The sequence below is a fragment of the Bacteroides sp. D1 genome (assembly GCF_000157095.2).
GTDB classification, from domain to species: Bacteria; Bacteroidota; Bacteroidia; order Bacteroidales; family Bacteroidaceae; genus Bacteroides; species Bacteroides xylanisolvens.
The window spans coordinates 257,650-275,182 of record NZ_JH114330.1 but is presented as its reverse complement, the minus strand read 5'-3'; the positions used below and the strand labels follow the sequence as shown (position 1 = coordinate 275,182).

The 17,533-nt window shown below is 42.2% G+C and carries 9 protein-coding genes and 1 pseudogene; 2 read left to right on the top strand and 8 right to left on the bottom strand.

The window, feature by feature from the left end; translation table 11 throughout:
- The 8 genes and pseudogenes from BSAG_RS26130 to BSAG_RS21420 all read right to left on the bottom strand — a co-directional run.
- Nucleotides 1-125, bottom strand: a pseudogene (locus tag BSAG_RS26130) (transposase); the annotation flags it as partial.
- Between the two features lie 256 nt (nucleotides 126-381).
- A complete protein-coding gene (gene pelA, locus BSAG_RS21390; protein ID WP_004316323.1) occupies nucleotides 382-1,476 on the bottom strand; it encodes a pectate lyase in 1,095 nt (364 codons plus the stop codon).
- A 151-nt stretch (nucleotides 1,477-1,627) separates the two neighbouring features.
- On the bottom strand, nucleotides 1,628-2,968 hold the full coding sequence (locus tag BSAG_RS21395) for a TolC family protein (protein WP_004316322.1): 1,341 nt from the start codon (nucleotides 2,966-2,968) through the stop codon (nucleotides 1,628-1,630).
- Nucleotides 2,965-5,997, bottom strand: coding sequence for an efflux RND transporter permease subunit (locus BSAG_RS21400; RefSeq protein ID WP_004316321.1), 3,033 nt, complete (start codon nucleotides 5,995-5,997; stop codon nucleotides 2,965-2,967). Before BSAG_RS21400 ends, BSAG_RS21395 begins: the two co-directional genes overlap by 4 nt.
- 148 nt (nucleotides 5,998-6,145) lie before the next feature.
- The gene (locus BSAG_RS21405) at nucleotides 6,146-7,234 is read right to left on the bottom strand and encodes an efflux RND transporter periplasmic adaptor subunit (protein WP_004316320.1); all 1,089 of its coding nucleotides are present in this window, start codon (nucleotides 7,232-7,234) and stop codon (nucleotides 6,146-6,148) included.
- A gap of 99 nt (nucleotides 7,235-7,333) precedes the next feature.
- Entirely contained in the window at nucleotides 7,334-8,266 is a 933-nt protein-coding gene (gene rsgA / locus BSAG_RS21410) for a ribosome small subunit-dependent GTPase A (RefSeq protein WP_008770689.1), read from the bottom strand.
- Between the two features lie 106 nt (nucleotides 8,267-8,372).
- Nucleotides 8,373-8,933 carry a ribosome recycling factor gene (gene frr / locus BSAG_RS21415; RefSeq protein ID WP_004299198.1) on the bottom strand — a complete coding sequence of 187 codons (561 nt, stop codon included), beginning with the start codon at nucleotides 8,931-8,933 and terminating at the stop codon, nucleotides 8,373-8,375.
- Between the two features lie 51 nt (nucleotides 8,934-8,984).
- Nucleotides 8,985-9,896, bottom strand: coding sequence for an EamA family transporter (locus tag BSAG_RS21420; RefSeq protein ID WP_004299199.1), 912 nt, complete (start codon nucleotides 9,894-9,896; stop codon nucleotides 8,985-8,987).
- 401 nt (nucleotides 9,897-10,297) lie between these two features.
- Between BSAG_RS21420 and BSAG_RS21425 the strand changes: the two genes are divergently transcribed.
- Both BSAG_RS21425 and BSAG_RS21430 read left to right on the top strand, forming a co-directional pair.
- The gene (locus tag BSAG_RS21425) at nucleotides 10,298-14,332 is read left to right on the top strand and encodes a response regulator (protein WP_008997287.1); all 4,035 of its coding nucleotides are present in this window, start codon (nucleotides 10,298-10,300) and stop codon (nucleotides 14,330-14,332) included.
- A 131-nt stretch (nucleotides 14,333-14,463) separates the two neighbouring features.
- The gene (locus tag BSAG_RS21430) at nucleotides 14,464-17,523 is read left to right on the top strand and encodes a SusC/RagA family TonB-linked outer membrane protein (protein ID WP_008770691.1); all 3,060 of its coding nucleotides are present in this window, start codon (nucleotides 14,464-14,466) and stop codon (nucleotides 17,521-17,523) included.
- The last annotated feature ends 10 nt before the right edge of the window (nucleotides 17,524-17,533 follow it).

Below are 17,533 nucleotides of genomic sequence, written 5' to 3'. Positions count from 1 at the left end.
GGGAACAGAGAATGGAGGCGACCTAATTCACTCGTTGCAAAACTTTGACGATATTTTTTAAGCATATCGAACTCGGTAAAACCTAAACAAGGTTCGATTTCTGAGATTTTTTGTATCTTTACCATGTGTTTTTATTTTTAATTACCCCCGTTTTGGCCGTCAAACCGTTTTTTGGGGGGAATGCTTAAAGATACAAAAAAGGCAACTAACTCGCAATGAATTAGTTGCCTTAAATTTTATTATTTTAGGAATATCCCGAATTAATAAAGGGGCTGTCTGACTATTTTATTGTTAGACAGCCCCTCTTCTTATTTTAAGGACTTAAAGACTTTCCGGATATTAACTTTTTCAGTGTAAATATCGACCTTTCATCTGTTATGATTACTTATTCTGTTCTTTTTTCCATTTTTCATATCTCTTCAACACCTTGCTTCCATCTTTGTTATACCAACTATAACCATTTCGGCGTTCGTGTCCGATTTCCGATATATCATATTTTTTAATGCCATCACGGTCGCAGAAAAAAGGCCGGTTTGTTTCCAGATCATAAAAACGTGCCCAAAGAGTAGGACAGTCTTCACAGGGAACCATGCGATAGTCTTTTTTGCCATCACTGTTAGTGAAATATTCCTTCTGTATTCCTTTTATTTCAGACTTTTGGAACCATTTGATAGCACCTTCTATGGATTTTACAACGTCTGCAGATGGATGGGGAAGTGACATTAACAGTAATACAATGTTGTCAGACTCTTGTCCGCTTAGTGACGGGAGTTCATAGGCACGTGCCTTGCAGGGTTCCAAAGTGACACGGTCATGTTGGGCGCACCACACTGTTAACTCTCCATTTTGGCGCACCTGCGTTTTGAGTATACACTCTATCCCTTTATTAAATGCATTACGTGCTTGTTCACAGATATTGTCAGGAAGGAAAGTGTACGGAGCTTTCTTTTCGTATATGCTCCGAAGTTGATTCATGACTCTCACCATTGCATTGTCATTGTAGGTGATTTGTACGTAATAATCTTTGGGACGCGGATAAAATTGAGGCCATCCACCGTTTTCATACTGCGATTTGAGCAGATATTGAATACCGTTCAGCACTCCTTCTTTATATTTCTCCTTTTGCGTAGCCAGATAAAGCCGTGACAAATATTCTATTTCTGTCGTGGTGGCATTGTTGTCGATGGTGCTTTGGTTGGTATCTTCTTTAGCTTTTAGTGCCGCATTATATTCTTGTTCCGTCAGTTCTGCCGGCATATAGATATTCTTGGGCCAGCCTCCGGTAGTTTGTTGATAGAGTAACACGTTGTCACCGATGCGTTGGGCTTCTTCCGTCTTGAAGAAATCATCGTCAAATTTAGGGGCGATGTGTACCCATTCTTTGTAGTTCTGTTGTTTTCTGTAATCTGTTGCTTTTTGGGCTGAGGCGTTTGTCAGGATAAAAAGTAGCAGTAAGAAAAGACTTAGTTTTCTCATGGCTTTTATTATTTAATGTTTTTATAGTATGCAAATGTAGGAAGAAAGAAAAACATCGGTATGTAATAACTGTTTTTTATACAGTAAAAATTGGGTTAATCCTCCCGATAAGAAGATTAACCCAATAAAAAAATAAATGGAAACTACTTCCTTATTCCAGATACTTCGTAATCTTGCCGCTGATTTGCAACAGGGATATTTCGCAAAGTTTCGTGTTATATTCAGCAGAGAGGATGCGTTCCTCTGCATCTAACAAACTTTTTTGTGCTTCGCGTACTTCAAAACCGGAGAGGTCCCCCTGTATATAACGGTCCATGGCAATATCGTGATTATCTTTGGCGGTTATCAGGTTTTGACGTTCCAGATTCAGCAATTGGAGATTGTTGCGATAGGCTTGCCATAGGTTACTGAGATCAGAGCGGAGTGCTAATTCCAAGTCCTGTCGTTCCAGGCGACGATTTTTGAAAGCCAGACTTGCATTTCTCTTTTCGCGGCGACGATTACCGTCGAAGATATTAAAACCGACAGTTATTCCGGCATTAAAGCCCAACTCACCTCTTCTGATGTTTGTGTTGATGTCATACTTGTTGAACGTATATCCATATCCGGTATTTAATTTGAGATATGGATAGTTGCGTGAGTTTATTTTCTTGTAGTCCAATTGGGAAAGTACCGTGTTTTGATCGGCCTTGAGCAAAGAAGCATTGGTTGCTAACGTAGAATTCCACAAATCATCAAATTGCAAGTCGCTGTGTACGTCGATGGTGGAGTCTTTGATAATAATGTTTTGATTGACATTGTTGTTAGCCATCAGTTCATTCAACTGGATGCGTGAAGAATGTAGCAATTCCTGTTGTTTGATGTATTGGGCACTGTCTGCATTGAAATCCACTTTTGCCTGCTGATAATCCAGTCCTGAAAACTTACCAACCAGGTGACTAGCCTCGGCTATGCGCAAACGCTCTTTGGAAAGCGACATTGCATAATGAAAGTTTTTCAGACGAATCTTCTGCTGGATAAAATTATAGTATTCGGAAGTCAGGGCAGCAATAAAATCTTCAATGGCAATACGCGTGTTGGTTTCCCCCTGACGTTCCAGCTCTTTCAACTGTTTGTAGGTGGTACTGATATTGAATCCGTCGAAAATAGTCCAGTTGAGGTTAAGACCGACATTAACCGTCTGATCGTAGACTCCGTTATGCTTTGTTATTTCCCCGGTAGCACGCGCCTTGGTCTCAATATTGTCCAGGTTTCCGGTATATCCGGCAGAGAAGTCCAGTGTAGGCAGGTATCCCGCATTTCCCAACGTTGCGTTGTTTTTGCTGATCAGCTCTTCGTTATGGATGATACGTAAAGAGTAATTGTTTTGCAATCCTTCTTCCAGACACTCCTTGAGAGTGAGAACTTGTGCTTTTGCAAAAGAGACTGATAAGAAGGCACATGCAATGGTGATATAAATGATGCGTTTCATGCAAATTCCTTTCTGTTTCATTCTTGTAGTTTTTTGATTCGGTTAGTCGAAATGTAACTGTAAATAGCCGGTACAATGTACATCGTAAGCAGAGTGGATACGACCATACCACCCACTACCGCCGTACCCATGGCAATACGCTGGTTACAACCTTCTCCGGTGGCAAATGCCAGCGGGATAAGTCCCAAAACCGTAGAGGCACTTGTCATCAGAATCGGACGGAGGCGTTGAAGGGCAGCATCTTTGATGGCACTCATTTTATCCTCTCCGGCTTCCTGTTTCTGATTGGCAAATTCTACAATAAGAATACCGTTCTTCGCCACCAGACCGATCAGCATGATAATACCGATCTGACTGAAAATATTCATCGTAATATCTCCGAAATACATGAAGACCAAAGCTCCGGCAATAGCCAGCGGCACTGTCAACATGATAATCAACGGATCTTTGAAACTTTCAAACTGGGCTGCCAGAATCAGGTAAATCAAAAGGATAGCCAGGATAAAGGCGAACATCAGACTGGATGAACTTTCACGATATTCTTTCGAGTCTCCCGACAGGGCAGTGCGGAAAGTGTCATCCAATGTTTCTTTGGCAATCTTATCCATTTCATCCAAACCTTGCCCGATTGTTTTGCCGTCTGCCAATCCCGCAGAGATGGTAGCTGACACAAAACGATTATAACGATACAACTTTGGAGGTGCAATACCGCTTTCCAATTCAATCAAGTTGTCCAGCTGAATCATATCCCCGCTACTGCTACGGACGTAAATAGCTTTCAGGTCGGCCGGTTTGTTTCGTTGTTGGCGGTTGATTTCACCAAGAATTTCGTATTGTTTACCGTTCATATAGAAATATCCCATACGTTGGCCGCTTAATCCATATTGCAGCGTTTGAGCAATGTTCTTGGTACTTACCCCCATAATACTGGCCTTGTCGCGGTTGATCTGAATACGAGCTTCCGGTTTACTGAACTTCAAATCAACGTCCGCCATCTGGAAAACAGGATTCTCATATACTTTAGCCATAAACTTGGGCAACACTTCTTCCAGCTTTTCCAAATTGGTAGCTTGAAGTACATATTGTACAGGCATGCTTCCACGACGTCCGCCGAAAGAAGACTGCTGCTGTACGAATGAACGCGCCATTGTTTTCTTCTGTACCGCTTTTGATATTTTCTCTGCCACATCCATCTGGGTATAATTACGTTCATTCATATCCTTCAGCGTGATGCGCACGTTTCCGCTACCGCTGGATACACGGGCAGTTACAGCCTCGGCATCAGGCAGAATGGAGTCTACCAGTTGATTGATGTCTTCTGTGTAATCCCTAATATATTCATAGGTGACACCTTCCGCTCCTCGTGTATTGATACTGATTTGCGAACGGTCTTCAAGTGGGGCCATTTCCGCAGGAACTGCATTCCACAGAATACCAATCAGGCAAATGGTGATGAAAGTAAATGGAAGAGCGATCCAGCGTTTGCTAAGAAAAGCGGCAAGCGAACGGCTGTATAGCCGGTTCATTCCTTCAAAAAACGGTTCTGTTTTTGCATAGAACCAACTTTGTTTTTCCCGTTTAATGAGTAACTTCGTTGCCAACATCGGAGTGAAAGTCAATGCGGCAAATGAGGATATAATCACCGAACCCGAAATTACGATACTGAACTCACGGAATAATCGTCCCGTCATTCCATCCATAAAGACGATAGGGAAGAATACCGCTACCAGCGTAATAGTGGTGGAAATAACGGCAAAGAAAATTTCTTTGGCTCCTTCTATTCCCGCTTCTTTCGGGGTCATTCCTTTCTCTATACGGATGTAGATATTTTCCGTCATAACGATGGCGTCATCTACCACCAGTCCCACCGATAGTACGATGGCGAGCATGGAAAGCACATTGATGGAGAATCCTGCCAGATACATAACGAAGAAAGCACCGATAAGGGAAACAGGGATTACGATACAAGGCACCAACGTGACGCGCCAGTCACGCAGGAAGAGGAAGATAATGATGATTACAAGTACGAAAGCCTCATATACAGTGGACTTAACCTCATTGATAGACGCACGGATAAACTTGGTATTATCAAAACCATAATTATAGTGTACATCTTCCGGCAAGTCTTTTTTCATTTGCTCCATACGTTGGTATACAGCATCCGCAATCTCAATGTGGTTGGCTCCCGGCTGTGGAATGACTACGACACCCACCATAGGAACGCCGTTCATCTTCATATAACTCTTAATATCAGCCGGGCCCAGTTCAGCACGTCCGATATCACTGAATCGTACAATACGGTTATTCTCTTCTTTGACAATCAAGTCATTGAATTCATCTGCGGTATGCATCAATCCTAGCGTACGGATCGTCAACTCGGTGGTATTTCCTTCGATACTACCTGAAGGAAGTTCCACATTTTCGTTATCTACAGCGTTTTTAACATCGACGGGAGTGATACCGTAACCTGCCATCTTTACCGGGTCGAGCCAAAGGCGCATGGAGTAACGCTTTTCTCCCCAGATAGATACACTACTTACATCGGAAATAGTCTGTAATTGTTCTTTCACAGTCAGGTCCGCTATTTCACTTAATTCCAACAGAGAACGTTTGTCACTCTGAAGAGCAACCATCAAGATAGGCATGGCATCAGCATCTGCTTTTGAAACTGTTGGTGGGTCACAGTCGCGAGGCAGATAACGTTGGGCACGTGAAACCTTGTCACGTACGTCGTTGGCCGCTGTTTCCAGATCGACGGACAATTCAAATTCTACTGTAATACGGCTTTGCCCCTGCTGGCTCACACTGGACAAAGAACGGATACCGGGAATACCGTTGATATTCTGTTCCAACGGTTCAGTTATCTGGTTTTCGATAACGTCGGCATTAGCTCCCGGATAAGAGCAGCTGACAGAAATAATCGGATTATCTACCGACGGATATTCGCGGACACCCAAATAGTTGTATCCGATGAATCCGAAAAGGAGGATAATAATCGTTAATACTGTGGCTAATACCGGGCGACGTATACTTAATTCGGAGATGTTCATTGATTTATGATTTCTGATTTCTGAATTATGATTTCTGAGTTATGGATTGAAGATTTCTGATTTTTGAATTCTGATTTCTGATTTCTGAATGTTTGCTGGATTCTGCTGACTTATAAATCATAAATCAGAATTCATAAATCAGAAATTCTCATTCTTCAATATTGTCGAGTGTTACGGCGAGTCCGGTACGGAGTTGCAATGTTCCTGAAGTAATGATTGTGTCTCCTACGTGCAATCCTCTAATCACTTGCACTTCAGATGCGGTGCGGATACCGGTAATGATATCCACCGGTTCGGCCTTTCCTGATTTATACAGATAGACTTTATCTTTACCCATTTCCGGCACTATTGCTTCCGTTGGGATGGCTATTGCATTAGGTATTTCATCCTTTTTCAACAGTACACTGGCATAACGGCCGGGAAGCAGGGTGCGATTGACATTCGGGTATAATGCACGGGCGGTAAATTGATGCAGATTCGGATCGATGGCAGATTCTACAGCGTATACCTGTGCGCCAAAAGCATCCAATGTTCCTTCAACGCTGAAATTGAGATTGGTACCCTTTTTGATTTGCTTGGCATAACGTTCCGGAACGGAAAATTCAACCTTCAGTGGAGCGATTTTTGTCAGCTTGGCAACGACTGTGGTCGGAGACGCATACGTACCGATACTGACTTGGCGAAGTCCGATCACTCCGTCAAACGGAGCACGTAGCTCTGTCAGTTCAATATTAGCTTTGATAATTTCTATATCGGCATTTAGGGTTGCTAAATCCGTTTTCACCTGTTCGTAGGCTTCTTTACTGACAGCATCCCGTTTCAATAAAGCGTCCTGGCGGAATACACGGTCTTCTGCCAGTTTCAATTGCGAAATCAACCTTTGCAATTGTGCCTGCAACTGCCTGTCATTCACTTTGGCTAGTAATTGGCCTTTCTTTACGGCTGTTCCTTCTTCAAAGTTGATTTCTACAATCTTTCCCGACGTTTCGAAAGATAAATCCACTTCTTCATCGGGTAGAAGTACACCAGTAGTGGTGAACTCATCTGTCAGAGATTGTGGTTTTATGACCTTGGCATTTACATTTAAAACTTGTTTCCCTCTTTTTTTATTACTGCCCATCACTTTGTCGGCGGCTGCTAGTTCGTCGTTTTTTTTCGGTAATTGTGAGTAGATTCCTCCACCGATAATCCCGGCACCAACAAGAATAATGATGCCCCATTTAGTCTTCTTATTCATGGTTTAGTATTGTATATGGCAATTATATTATACATCTTCAAAAATTAGACTTCCCCTGATGGGAAAGGTTTAAAGAAAGGAAGAGTAAAAAAGAGTTAATCAGTAAGCAGCCCGATATTTTCCTTCCTCTTTATCTTCCAACATATTGAGATAAGAGGTATAACGGGATTCGCTGATGAGGTGCTCTTCCACTGCTTTGCGTACGGCACATCCCGGTTCATGACGATGTGTACAGTTGCCATATTTACAGTCGGCGGAGGTTTTGAATATTTCGGGAAAATAATGTCCGATCTCTTCTTCTTCCATATCGAATGTGCCGAAGCCCTTGATACCCGGAGTATCGATGATATAGCCATCTCCTTCCACAGGGAACATTTCGGAGAAAGTAGTAGTATGCATTCCTTTGTTGTGGTAAGAAGAAATTTCGCCGGTCTTGGTTTCTATGCCCGGCAGTATGGAATTGATAAGAGTCGATTTGCCGACTCCCGAATGTCCGGAAAATAAAGTAATCTTGCCTTCCAGTGCTTTTTTGATTTCAGCCACTCCAGTGCCGTTCTTTGCGGAAACTTTGAAGCAAGGGTAGCCGATTTGTGTGTATAAGTTGATAAGTGCGTCCAGATAGCGGAGCTCATCTTCGTCGTAAGCATCTACCTTATTAAATACCAGTTTGACAGGGACGCGATAGGCCTCTGCGGATGCAAGAAAACGATCAATAAAAATAGTGGAAGTTTCCGGATAATTGATGGTTACCACCAGCATACACTGGTCGAGATTGGCAGCAAGGATATGAGATTGTTTGGAAAGATTGGATGAACGGCGGATGATGTAGTTCTTTCTATCTTCTATTTCACTGATAAAAGCAGTGCCTTCCTGATTAAGTATAATCCGGACACGATCACCCACTGCAACAGGATTAGTACTGCGAATCCCCTTCAACCGGAAATTCCCTTTGATTTTACATTCAATAGATTGTCCGTCATCGGTTTTCACCTGATACCAACTACCCGTGTTTTTGATTACTAATCCTTTCATATAAATTATAAATTAAAAATGAAGAATGAAGAATTCAGGCTGTGTTTCAACTGAATAATACAGCATTATAATTCCTCATTCTTCATTCTTAATTCTTCATTATTTTTTAGACGGTCATAATTTCTTTATCCTTTTCAGCCAGCATATCATCGATTTGTTTGATATACTTATCATGGATTTTTTGCAGTTTGGCTTCCGCATTCTTCTGCTCGTCTTCTGCCAATCCGTCTTTTACGGCCTTTTTCAGTGCGTCGATGCCGTCACGACGCGCGTTGCGTACGCTTACTTTAGCCGTTTCGCCTTCTCCTTTACACTGTTTTGCCAGTTGTTTACGGCGTTCTTCCGTCAGGGGAGGGATACCGATACGGATCATTTCTCCATTGTTTTCGGGCATGATACCGAGGTCAGAGTCGATAATTGCTTTTTCGATGACACGGAACATGCTTTTATCCCAAGGCTTGATCACGATACTGCGGGCGTCCGGAGTAGTAATTGCTGCTACATTGCTGATAGGTACCATACTTCCGTAAGAATCTACGCGGATACCATCTAATAAGCGTGCACTCGCTTTTCCGGCGCGGATATGTGCCAGTGCTTCTTCCAGATACATGATGGCCATATCCATCTTTTCTTGTGCATTGTCAAGGCAAGTCTTTACGTCTACCATATTTTTTGAGATTTAAAATTGCATTTTGATTGATTAAGTAGCAAAAGTATATTATTTTTTGTTCATCTGCAACAGCATACCCATCTTTTTTATGAGTGACTTGCCAATGATAATCAGGGTAACGGCGGTGATAATCATTAAAATACCCATCATTAAGCGGGGAGTCAGTTTTTCGTGAAACAGGAGAACACCGAAGAATAAAGCTGTCACTGGTTCCAGAGCACCCAATATTGCTGTTGGTGTAGAGCCTATATAATGGATGGCCAGTGCGGTACAGACCAGTGATACGGCAGTTGGCAGGATGGCGAGTGATAATACATCGGCCCAGAGCCAGGCAGACGGTATTACTTGCAGTTCCGTACAGAAATTTAAACGGACGATATAAACCGATAGTCCGAATAAAATGGCATAGAAGGTAAGTTTCGTGGTCGGCAGGTTTTTCAATGTCGAACGGTTTACACCTACTATATATATAGCATAAGAGAGAGAAGACAACAGAACAAAGATAATTCCCAAAGTCGATAGCGGTTTGTTGCCGTCTCCCTGATAGAGCAAGGCAATGCCTGAAAGTGCCAGCAGGATGGAGAAAACGGTAATGGCGGAAATCTTTTCCTTGAAGAATATTCCCATAATGACAGCTACCATCACCGGATAAACAAACAGAATCGTTGAAGCAATTCCGGCATCCATATAATTATAACTCATAAACAAAAGCAGTGATGAAAAAGAGAATAACAGCCCCATAATGACTAAGGGCAAAACGTCTGCCTTATGAAGTGCAAAAGACTGATGCTGCATTTTCATCAGAATACCCAATACGATTGTCGCAAAGAAGTACCGGTAGAATAAAACGGTATCGACACTCATTCCGGCTGCATAGAGCGGAAGTGCAAAAAGAGGATTCATACCGTAGCTCGCAGCGGCAATCGCTCCATAGATAAAACCTTTGGTTTTGTTAGTCATTGTTTTGCTTTTTTTAATGGCGTGCAAAAGTACGCAGTTCACCAATGATAAACAAGTGTTTAGGCGGTTGATAGTATAATTTAATCTTTCGTATGCTAAAAACTATTTCTTGGTAAAGAGATAACTAATCTTGTTTATGCATAAAATTAATCGTCTGACTATAGTCGAACTTGCGTCTGACTACTGTTAAACTTACGTCTGACTATAGTTGAACTTTCGTCTGACTATAGTCAGACGAAAAAGAATTAACCGTCAGATGATTAATTTTATTCGGTAGGGAGATTAGTTATACGCCTCCCGAGTAATAGTCTGCAGGCAATAGGCAATCAGGTTTTTGAATAAACACTTGCATATATCTTGGATTTTCCCGAATATTGCATCTGAATTATCGAAAAACACAGATGGCCAAAGTTAAATTTCTTGTTGTTTATTGCCTGTTCATATCGGGACTTTGTTGCATGGCAAATGTGACGAAGGATATCAATATGCGCTTTAAGGACGTAAGGCAGGGACTTTCTCATCAAACGGTCAATTGTTTCTATCAGGATGAATTCGGATTTTTGTGGATCGGCACTCAAGACGGGCTGAATCGATTTGACGGACGTAAGTTTGAAGTATTCAAGCCGGATAACGCTAATCCTTATTCCATCAATATCAATAATATCAGGCAGGTTTGCGGAAATAAAGCCGGATTGCTCTTTATCCGCAGTTTGCAGAGCGTGACTCTTTATGATATGCGTTTGAATCGTTTTAGGGTGTTGCGTGAAGGAGAAGTTGCGGGAATCTGTTATGCGCACGATGCATTATGGATAGCTACCGGAAAGGAAATATACCGTTATCGCAACCTCGACCAGGCGCCCGAGTTATTCTTTTCATTTCCTTCGGATGAGGAGGATGTATTGATGAACAGTCTCATGGTTCGTCAGAATCAGACAGTGGTGGTGGGTACTTCTTCGAAAGGTGTATACTGCATCGACCAGTCTGCACATATCACCCGGCGTATGGATGTGGGAGCTGTCAATTCAATAACAGAAGATAGAAACGGGAGTATCTGGATAGCTACCAGAAACAGAGGGCTCATACGGTTGGATGAAGATGGAACACTTACTCATTTCAAGCATAATAAGGTAGCTGAAAATACGATTAACCATAATAATGTGCGTCATGTGACGCAAGCTAATGATAGTCTCCTGTATATCGGAACCTATGCCGGTTTGCAGACTTTAAACCTGTTTACCGGAGAGTTTACAGATTATGAATATGACTTGAATGTGGAGGCGGCCGATATACGTTCTATTATTTCGATGCATTACGACACTTCGGGGACTTTATGGTTGGGGACTTTTTATCAGGGAATCCAATATTATAATGTAGCGAATGATGCTTTCCATTTTTACCGCTCGTCTACGGCTGTTGGCGGTCATTTGAATTCTTATATTATCAGTTCCATTGCCGAAGACCGTTCCGGCCGGATCTGGTTTGCAAGTGAAGGAAGCGGGTTGAACTATTATGATAAACATACCAAACGCTTTTTCCCTTTAAAAAAGGTCTATTCTCAAGAGCTTTCTTTTAAGATAGTGAAGTCTCTTTATTATGAGAGAGAGCCGGATTATCTTTGGGTAGCTTCTCTTTATCAGGGAATCAACCGGATTAATCTGTCGACCGGGCATATAGAATCTATCTCGGAAAACATCTATACTCCGGAAGGAAAAACAGTTGTTGACAGAGCCTATAATCTGGTGAAAATGATAGAGTTTGCCGGCCACGATTCTTTATTGATAGCTGCCAAGGGAGGATTGCTTGTATTGGATAAAAAACACCTTCGACTTCATCATTTCGAACACCCTTCGTTGGCTGCCAAACATCTGTCGCAGGTTTGGGATATGACGTTTGACAAAGACGGGGATCTATGGCTGACTACCTCTTTTGATCTGATACGAGTCAACCTCAAAGCGGGCATTGCCCATAGTTATCCTTTCTCCCAAATAGCGCAGAGTACAGCGCAGCATCACATCAACCACATTTTATGTGATAAGAAAGGACGTATATGGCTGGGATCGACAGGCTCGGGAATTTATCTATTTGATAAGAAGACAGATTCTTTTGTGGGATACGGAGCGAAACAGGGATTGGAAAATGGATTTATAACCGGATTGGTGGAGAGTCCTTTGGATGGTTCTATCTATGTGGCAACCAATGGTGGTTTCTCTAAATTCAACCTGGCAACGACTACATTCGAGAACTATAACAGACAGAGTGATTTTCCCTTGAATAATGTAAATGACGGAGGGCTGTATATTGCGTCCGACCACGATATTTACGTGTGTGGTCTGGCGGGTATTGTCTCTATCGCCCAGGAAAAGCTGAACAAACAGTCTGTTGACTATGATGTGTTTGTAAAACGGGTGCTTGTGGATAATACGGAAATACAACCGCTTGATTCGTTGGGGCTTATCAAAGAAACCGTATTGTATGAACATCGGTTAGTATTGCCGCCCAGATATTCTTCCGTCACTTTTGAGATAGCAAGTAACACCCTGAATAATATTTCTAATATCGGTCTGGAATATAAACTTGAAGGCTTTGACAACGAATATATGAAGGCGGGCGATAATACGATGATTACCTATACCAATCTTCATCCGGGGCATTATACTTTCCATGTCCGTGGCGACCAGGTGGGCGTTCACGGTCAGGAAGCACCTTCCGTTAGTTTTGAGCTGATAGTGGAGGCTCCGGTTTATCAGCGGGCATGGTTTATTTTGTTGATGGTGCTGGCAGCTATCCTTATTGCCGGCTATATTATCCGTATGTTCTGGATACGAAAAACCTTGCGGCACTCTTTATTGGCCGAGAAACGGGAAAAAGAGTATATCGAAAGTGTGAACCAGTCCAAACTGCGTTTCTTTACCAATGTATCGCATGAATTCCGTACTCCGTTAACGCTTATATCCAGCCAGCTCGAAATGCTCCTGATGCATAAGGACATTATTCCTGAAGTATATAATAAGATTCTGGATATTTATAAAAATTCCCGCCGGATGAATAACCTCGTGGATGAAGTCATTGATATCCGTAAGCAGGATCAGGGATACTTGAAACTAAAGATTTCTAAAGAGAATATTGTGGCGGTGATAGAGGAAATTTGTGGCTCTTTCTATAGTTATGCCCAACTGAATAAGATAGATCTCCGCTTTTCTTCCACTCTGAAAGAAGCTGATTTGTATATTGACAAAACACAGATAGAGAAAGTATTCTATAATTTATTGTCCAACGCTTTTAAGTATACGAAGCCTGGTGACTGGATTTCTGTTGAGCTGTCAGCGGAAGGAGATAATGACATTGTGATTTCAGTCAACAACCTGGGGGTAGGCATTGATAAATCCAAGATCAAACATGTATTTGAACGGTTTTGGCAGGATGATTCGGCAACAACCACACGAACTGTCAAAGGATCGGGCATTGGATTGGCGATGGCGAAAGGAATTGTAGAGTTGCATCAGGGAACCATCGGAGTGGAAAGCGAACTGAATGGAGTTACCTCTTTTACCGTTACTCTCCACCGGGATGCGAATATGAATATGGAAGCCTCTTCCTCCGCAGACGAGCACGTTGCCGAACATTATATAATAGAGCCTCAAGAAATCTCGGAAATGGTGAAGCCGGATAAAACGGTGAAAATACTGATTGTAGAAGATAACCCGGAAATGCGTAAAGTATTGACGCAGATTTTTGAACAGATATATGAGGTATATACGGCTGCCGACGGGCAGGAAGGATTGGAACGGGCTTCTTCGCTCCAACCGCAGATGATTGTAAGTGACATCATGATGCCTGTCATGTCCGGACTGGAAATGTGCGAGAAGTTGAAAAGTAATTTGCAGACCAGCCATATACCTGTTGTCTTGCTGACAGCCCGCAACCGGGAAGAACATACCTTGGAAGGCTTGCAGACAGGTGCGGATGATTATATCTCCAAACCTTTTAATATCAAGATATTGGTAGCCCGGTGCAACAATATCATCCAGACTCGTAAACTACTTCAACAACGGTTTGTTCGAAACGACGAACCTAAAGTGGAAGACCTTCCGTTTAATCCGATCGATAAAAAGATGTTGATGGATGCTACGGCGATTGTGGAATCTTATATTGATAACCCAGACTTTGACGTAGCTACTTTTGCACGAGAAATGTGTATGAGCAGAACGTTGCTTTTCACTAAATTGAAAGCATTGACCGGACAGACCCCGAATGACTTTATTTTATCTTTGAGACTGAAAAAAGCAACAGAAAAATTGCGGAATGACCCCAATGCCCTGATTGCTGATATAGCATTTGATTACGGTTTTTCTAATCCAAGTTATTTTATCCGGTGTTTTAAAAATGCTTATGATATTACTCCGGCTGCTTATAGACGGAAATATGCAAACTCTTAATTTATAGTGTTTTATATACTTTCTGCCTGACGAGATTTGTACTATTTGAACTTTTATACGGACGATTCTATTATTCGAAATCATTAATAATTGGGATTTTTGCACTGTAATCATTCAAATTATTACATAGTATGAAAAACATCGTAATTAAATGGGCTGTGTTCCTGACAGCCTTTCTTATCTCTTTAGAGGTTAGTGCTCAAAACGTCAGAGTTTCTGGAGTGGTGACAGACGCACTTGGACCGATCCCCGGAGTTAATATCATGGAGGAGGGGACTACTAACGGTACAGTGACGGATGTAAATGGAAAATATTCAATCAGTGTATCGGCTAAATCTACCCTTGTTTTTTCTTGTATAGGATATAAGGAACAAAAAATACGTGTCGGTACGAAAACGGTACTGAATGTGAATATGGTGGAAGAGTCGAAAATGCTCGATGAATTGGTGGTTGTCGGTTATGGAGTTCAGCGTAAGAGTGATGTAGCCACTTCGGTAGCTTCGGTCAAAGCGGATGAAATGAAAACATTTCCCGCCGGCAATGTGGCTGATATGTTACGTGGACGTGCCGCAGGTGTGAATGTAACGAGTAGTTCCGGACGACCGGGATCGACTCCTTCGATTACCATTCGTGGTTCCCGTTCTATCAGTGCAGACAATGCACCTTTATATATTATAGATGGTTCTCCTTCCAGTGCAACAGAGTTCAGTACGTTGAGTGCGGATGATATTGAATCGGTTGAAATCCTGAAAGATGCTGCGTCGCAGGCTATTTATGGTGCACGCGCCAGTGACGGTGTGGTACTGGTGACTACCAAACGTGGTAAAGCCGGAAAAGTGGAAGTCAACTATAATGGCTATCTAGGTATTCAATCTCTCTGGAGAAATTTCGATTTCTACTCTCCCGAAGAATATATGCAGCTTCGTCGTGAAGCAAAGGCGCATGATAAAGGAATAATTGATGCGCGTGAGATTTCTATAGCCGAAGCGTTGGAAGACGAGGTGATGCAGCGGGTATGGGCCAGTGGAAAGTTTATCGACTGGGAAAAAGAAATGTTCAGAAATGCAATCTATCATAATCACGACGTCAGTGTACGTGGAGGAACAGAAAAAATCAAAGTATCGGCAGGTGCCAACTACTTTGACCAACAAGGAATGGTGGTTACCGGATCGGGGTATCAGAAGTTTTCTTTAAGACTGAATCTGGACTTTGAAATAGCCAAATGGATTAGTTTCGGTATCAATTCTTCTTATGCGATGACAAAACAAGATCGTGAGGATGGTAACTTTAATGATTTTATTACCAGTTCTCCGTTGGCGGAGATATATGATGCGGATGGCAAGTATACAAAATATATCAACTCGGAAGGAAATTATAATCCTTTGTACCGTGCCGAACATTATGGACGTGAAGTAACCCGTGATAATTACCGCCTGAACTTTTTTATGGATGTGAAACCTTTCAAGGGATTCAATTATCGTCTGAATACTTCTGTTTATAATCAGACGTCTGAAGACGGTTCTTATAAAGATTCCCAATATCCGGGAGGCGGAGGAACGGCCGTTCTTGACGAATCGCGTACACAGAACTGGCTGGTTGAGAATATTGTGACCTATAAAGTGCCTATCCGCAACAAGAAACACCAGTTGACATTGACCGGCGTTCAGTCTGTCGACCATAATGGGTCGAAGTCTATCGGGTACTCGGTTGAAAATCTTCCGGTGGATAAAGACTGGAACTTCATTTCTCAAGGTGAGTTTACAGGCAAGCCTCGTCGTCAGTTTAATGAAAATAACTTGGTGTCTTTCATGGCTCGGGCGCAATATTCGCTTTTAGATCGTTATTTGTTGAACGTGGCTGTCCGCCGTGACGGTTCCAGCCGTTTCGGAAAAGAAAATAAATGGGGAACTTTCCCGTCGGCAGCTTTTGCCTGGCGTGTCAATCAGGAGAGTTTTCTAAGAGATGTGTCGTGGATTGATAACCTGAAACTGCGTGTGAGTTATGGTATTGTAGGTAATCAGAACGGTATCGGCAATTATACTACTTTGGGACTGGCTGATAATAAAGGATATGAGTTTGGAAATGTTTTTCAAATGGGATATTTGCCGGGCAAGGAACTGTCTAATCCAAACCTGAAATGGGAACAGTCTGCAACAGCTAACTTTGGTGTTGACTTTAGTTTCTTCAATGGGCGTCTGAATGGTACGGTTGAGTATTATAATACTCATACGAAGGATTTGTTGGTGAAACGTTCCCTGAATGCGTCACTCGGATATACTACCATGCTAGATAATCTGGGAAAGACGAAATCCAGTGGTATCGATCTTTCTTTAAATGGTGACGTGGTACGTACAAAGGAGTTTACCTGGACACTCGGAACTAATTTCAGCATGTATAAGAATGAAATTGTCCGTATTGACGATACTCTCGATGAGAACGGGAAACCGGCAAGTCAGGTAGCCCAGGGGTGGATTATCGGAGAACCGATCAATGTATACTATGATTATCTGATAGATGGAATTTTTCAGTATGATGATTTTGATATCACTCGTGATGGTACGGGAAATCTGGTCTATACACTGAAAAACACCTATGATAGTGATAATGACGGTGTGGCCGACAGTCCGATTAATTACGGTGGCGCTATTGAACCGGGAATGGTCAAGGTGCGTGATAACAACGGGGATGGAAAGATTACAGCTGATGACAGGGTACCTATCCGTAAAGATCCGAAGTTTACACTCTCCCTTTCTTCTACATGGAACTGGAAAGGATTTGATCTGTTCATGGACTGGTATGGAGTTTCCGGCAGAAAGATTAAGAACGGTTATTTGTACGAGTATAATTCCGGTGGTTCTTTACGTGGAAAATTGAATGGGGTGAAGGTGGATTATTGGACTCCGTTCAATCCTTCGAACAAATTCCCACGTCCTTCTTATAGTGCGGACCCTGCATATTTGAGTGCCATTGCCATTCAGGATGCTTCTTATATCCGTTTACGCACCTTACAACTTGGATATACTTTCCCCACCCGACTATTGAAGAATACTCCGATTCATAAATTACGATTGTATGCAACTGCTACTAACTTGCTGACATTTACGGAGTTTAAATCTTATAGTCCCGAACTGACTCCAGGGTCTTATCCGGAGTCCAGACAATATGTGTTTGGTGTCAATGTTTCATTCTAAAATAAAGAAT

Coding starts and splice junctions, on each gene's coding strand:
- pelA (WP_004316323.1), bottom strand. CDS start 1,476: ATGAGAAAACTAAGTCTTTTCTTACTGCTACTTTTTATCCTGACAAAC.
- BSAG_RS21395 (WP_004316322.1), bottom strand. CDS start 2,968: ATGAAACAGAAAGGAATTTGCATGAAACGCATCATTTATATCACCATT.
- BSAG_RS21400 (WP_004316321.1), bottom strand. CDS start 5,997: ATGAACATCTCCGAATTAAGTATACGTCGCCCGGTATTAGCCACAGTA.
- BSAG_RS21405 (WP_004316320.1), bottom strand. CDS start 7,234: ATGAATAAGAAGACTAAATGGGGCATCATTATTCTTGTTGGTGCCGGG.
- rsgA (WP_008770689.1), bottom strand. CDS start 8,266: ATGAAAGGATTAGTAATCAAAAACACGGGTAGTTGGTATCAGGTGAAA.
- frr (WP_004299198.1), bottom strand. CDS start 8,933: ATGGTAGACGTAAAGACTTGCCTTGACAATGCACAAGAAAAGATGGAT.
- BSAG_RS21420 (WP_004299199.1), bottom strand. CDS start 9,896: ATGACTAACAAAACCAAAGGTTTTATCTATGGAGCGATTGCCGCTGCG.
- BSAG_RS21425 (WP_008997287.1), top strand. CDS start 10,298: ATGGCCAAAGTTAAATTTCTTGTTGTTTATTGCCTGTTCATATCGGGA.
- BSAG_RS21430 (WP_008770691.1), top strand. CDS start 14,464: ATGAAAAACATCGTAATTAAATGGGCTGTGTTCCTGACAGCCTTTCTT.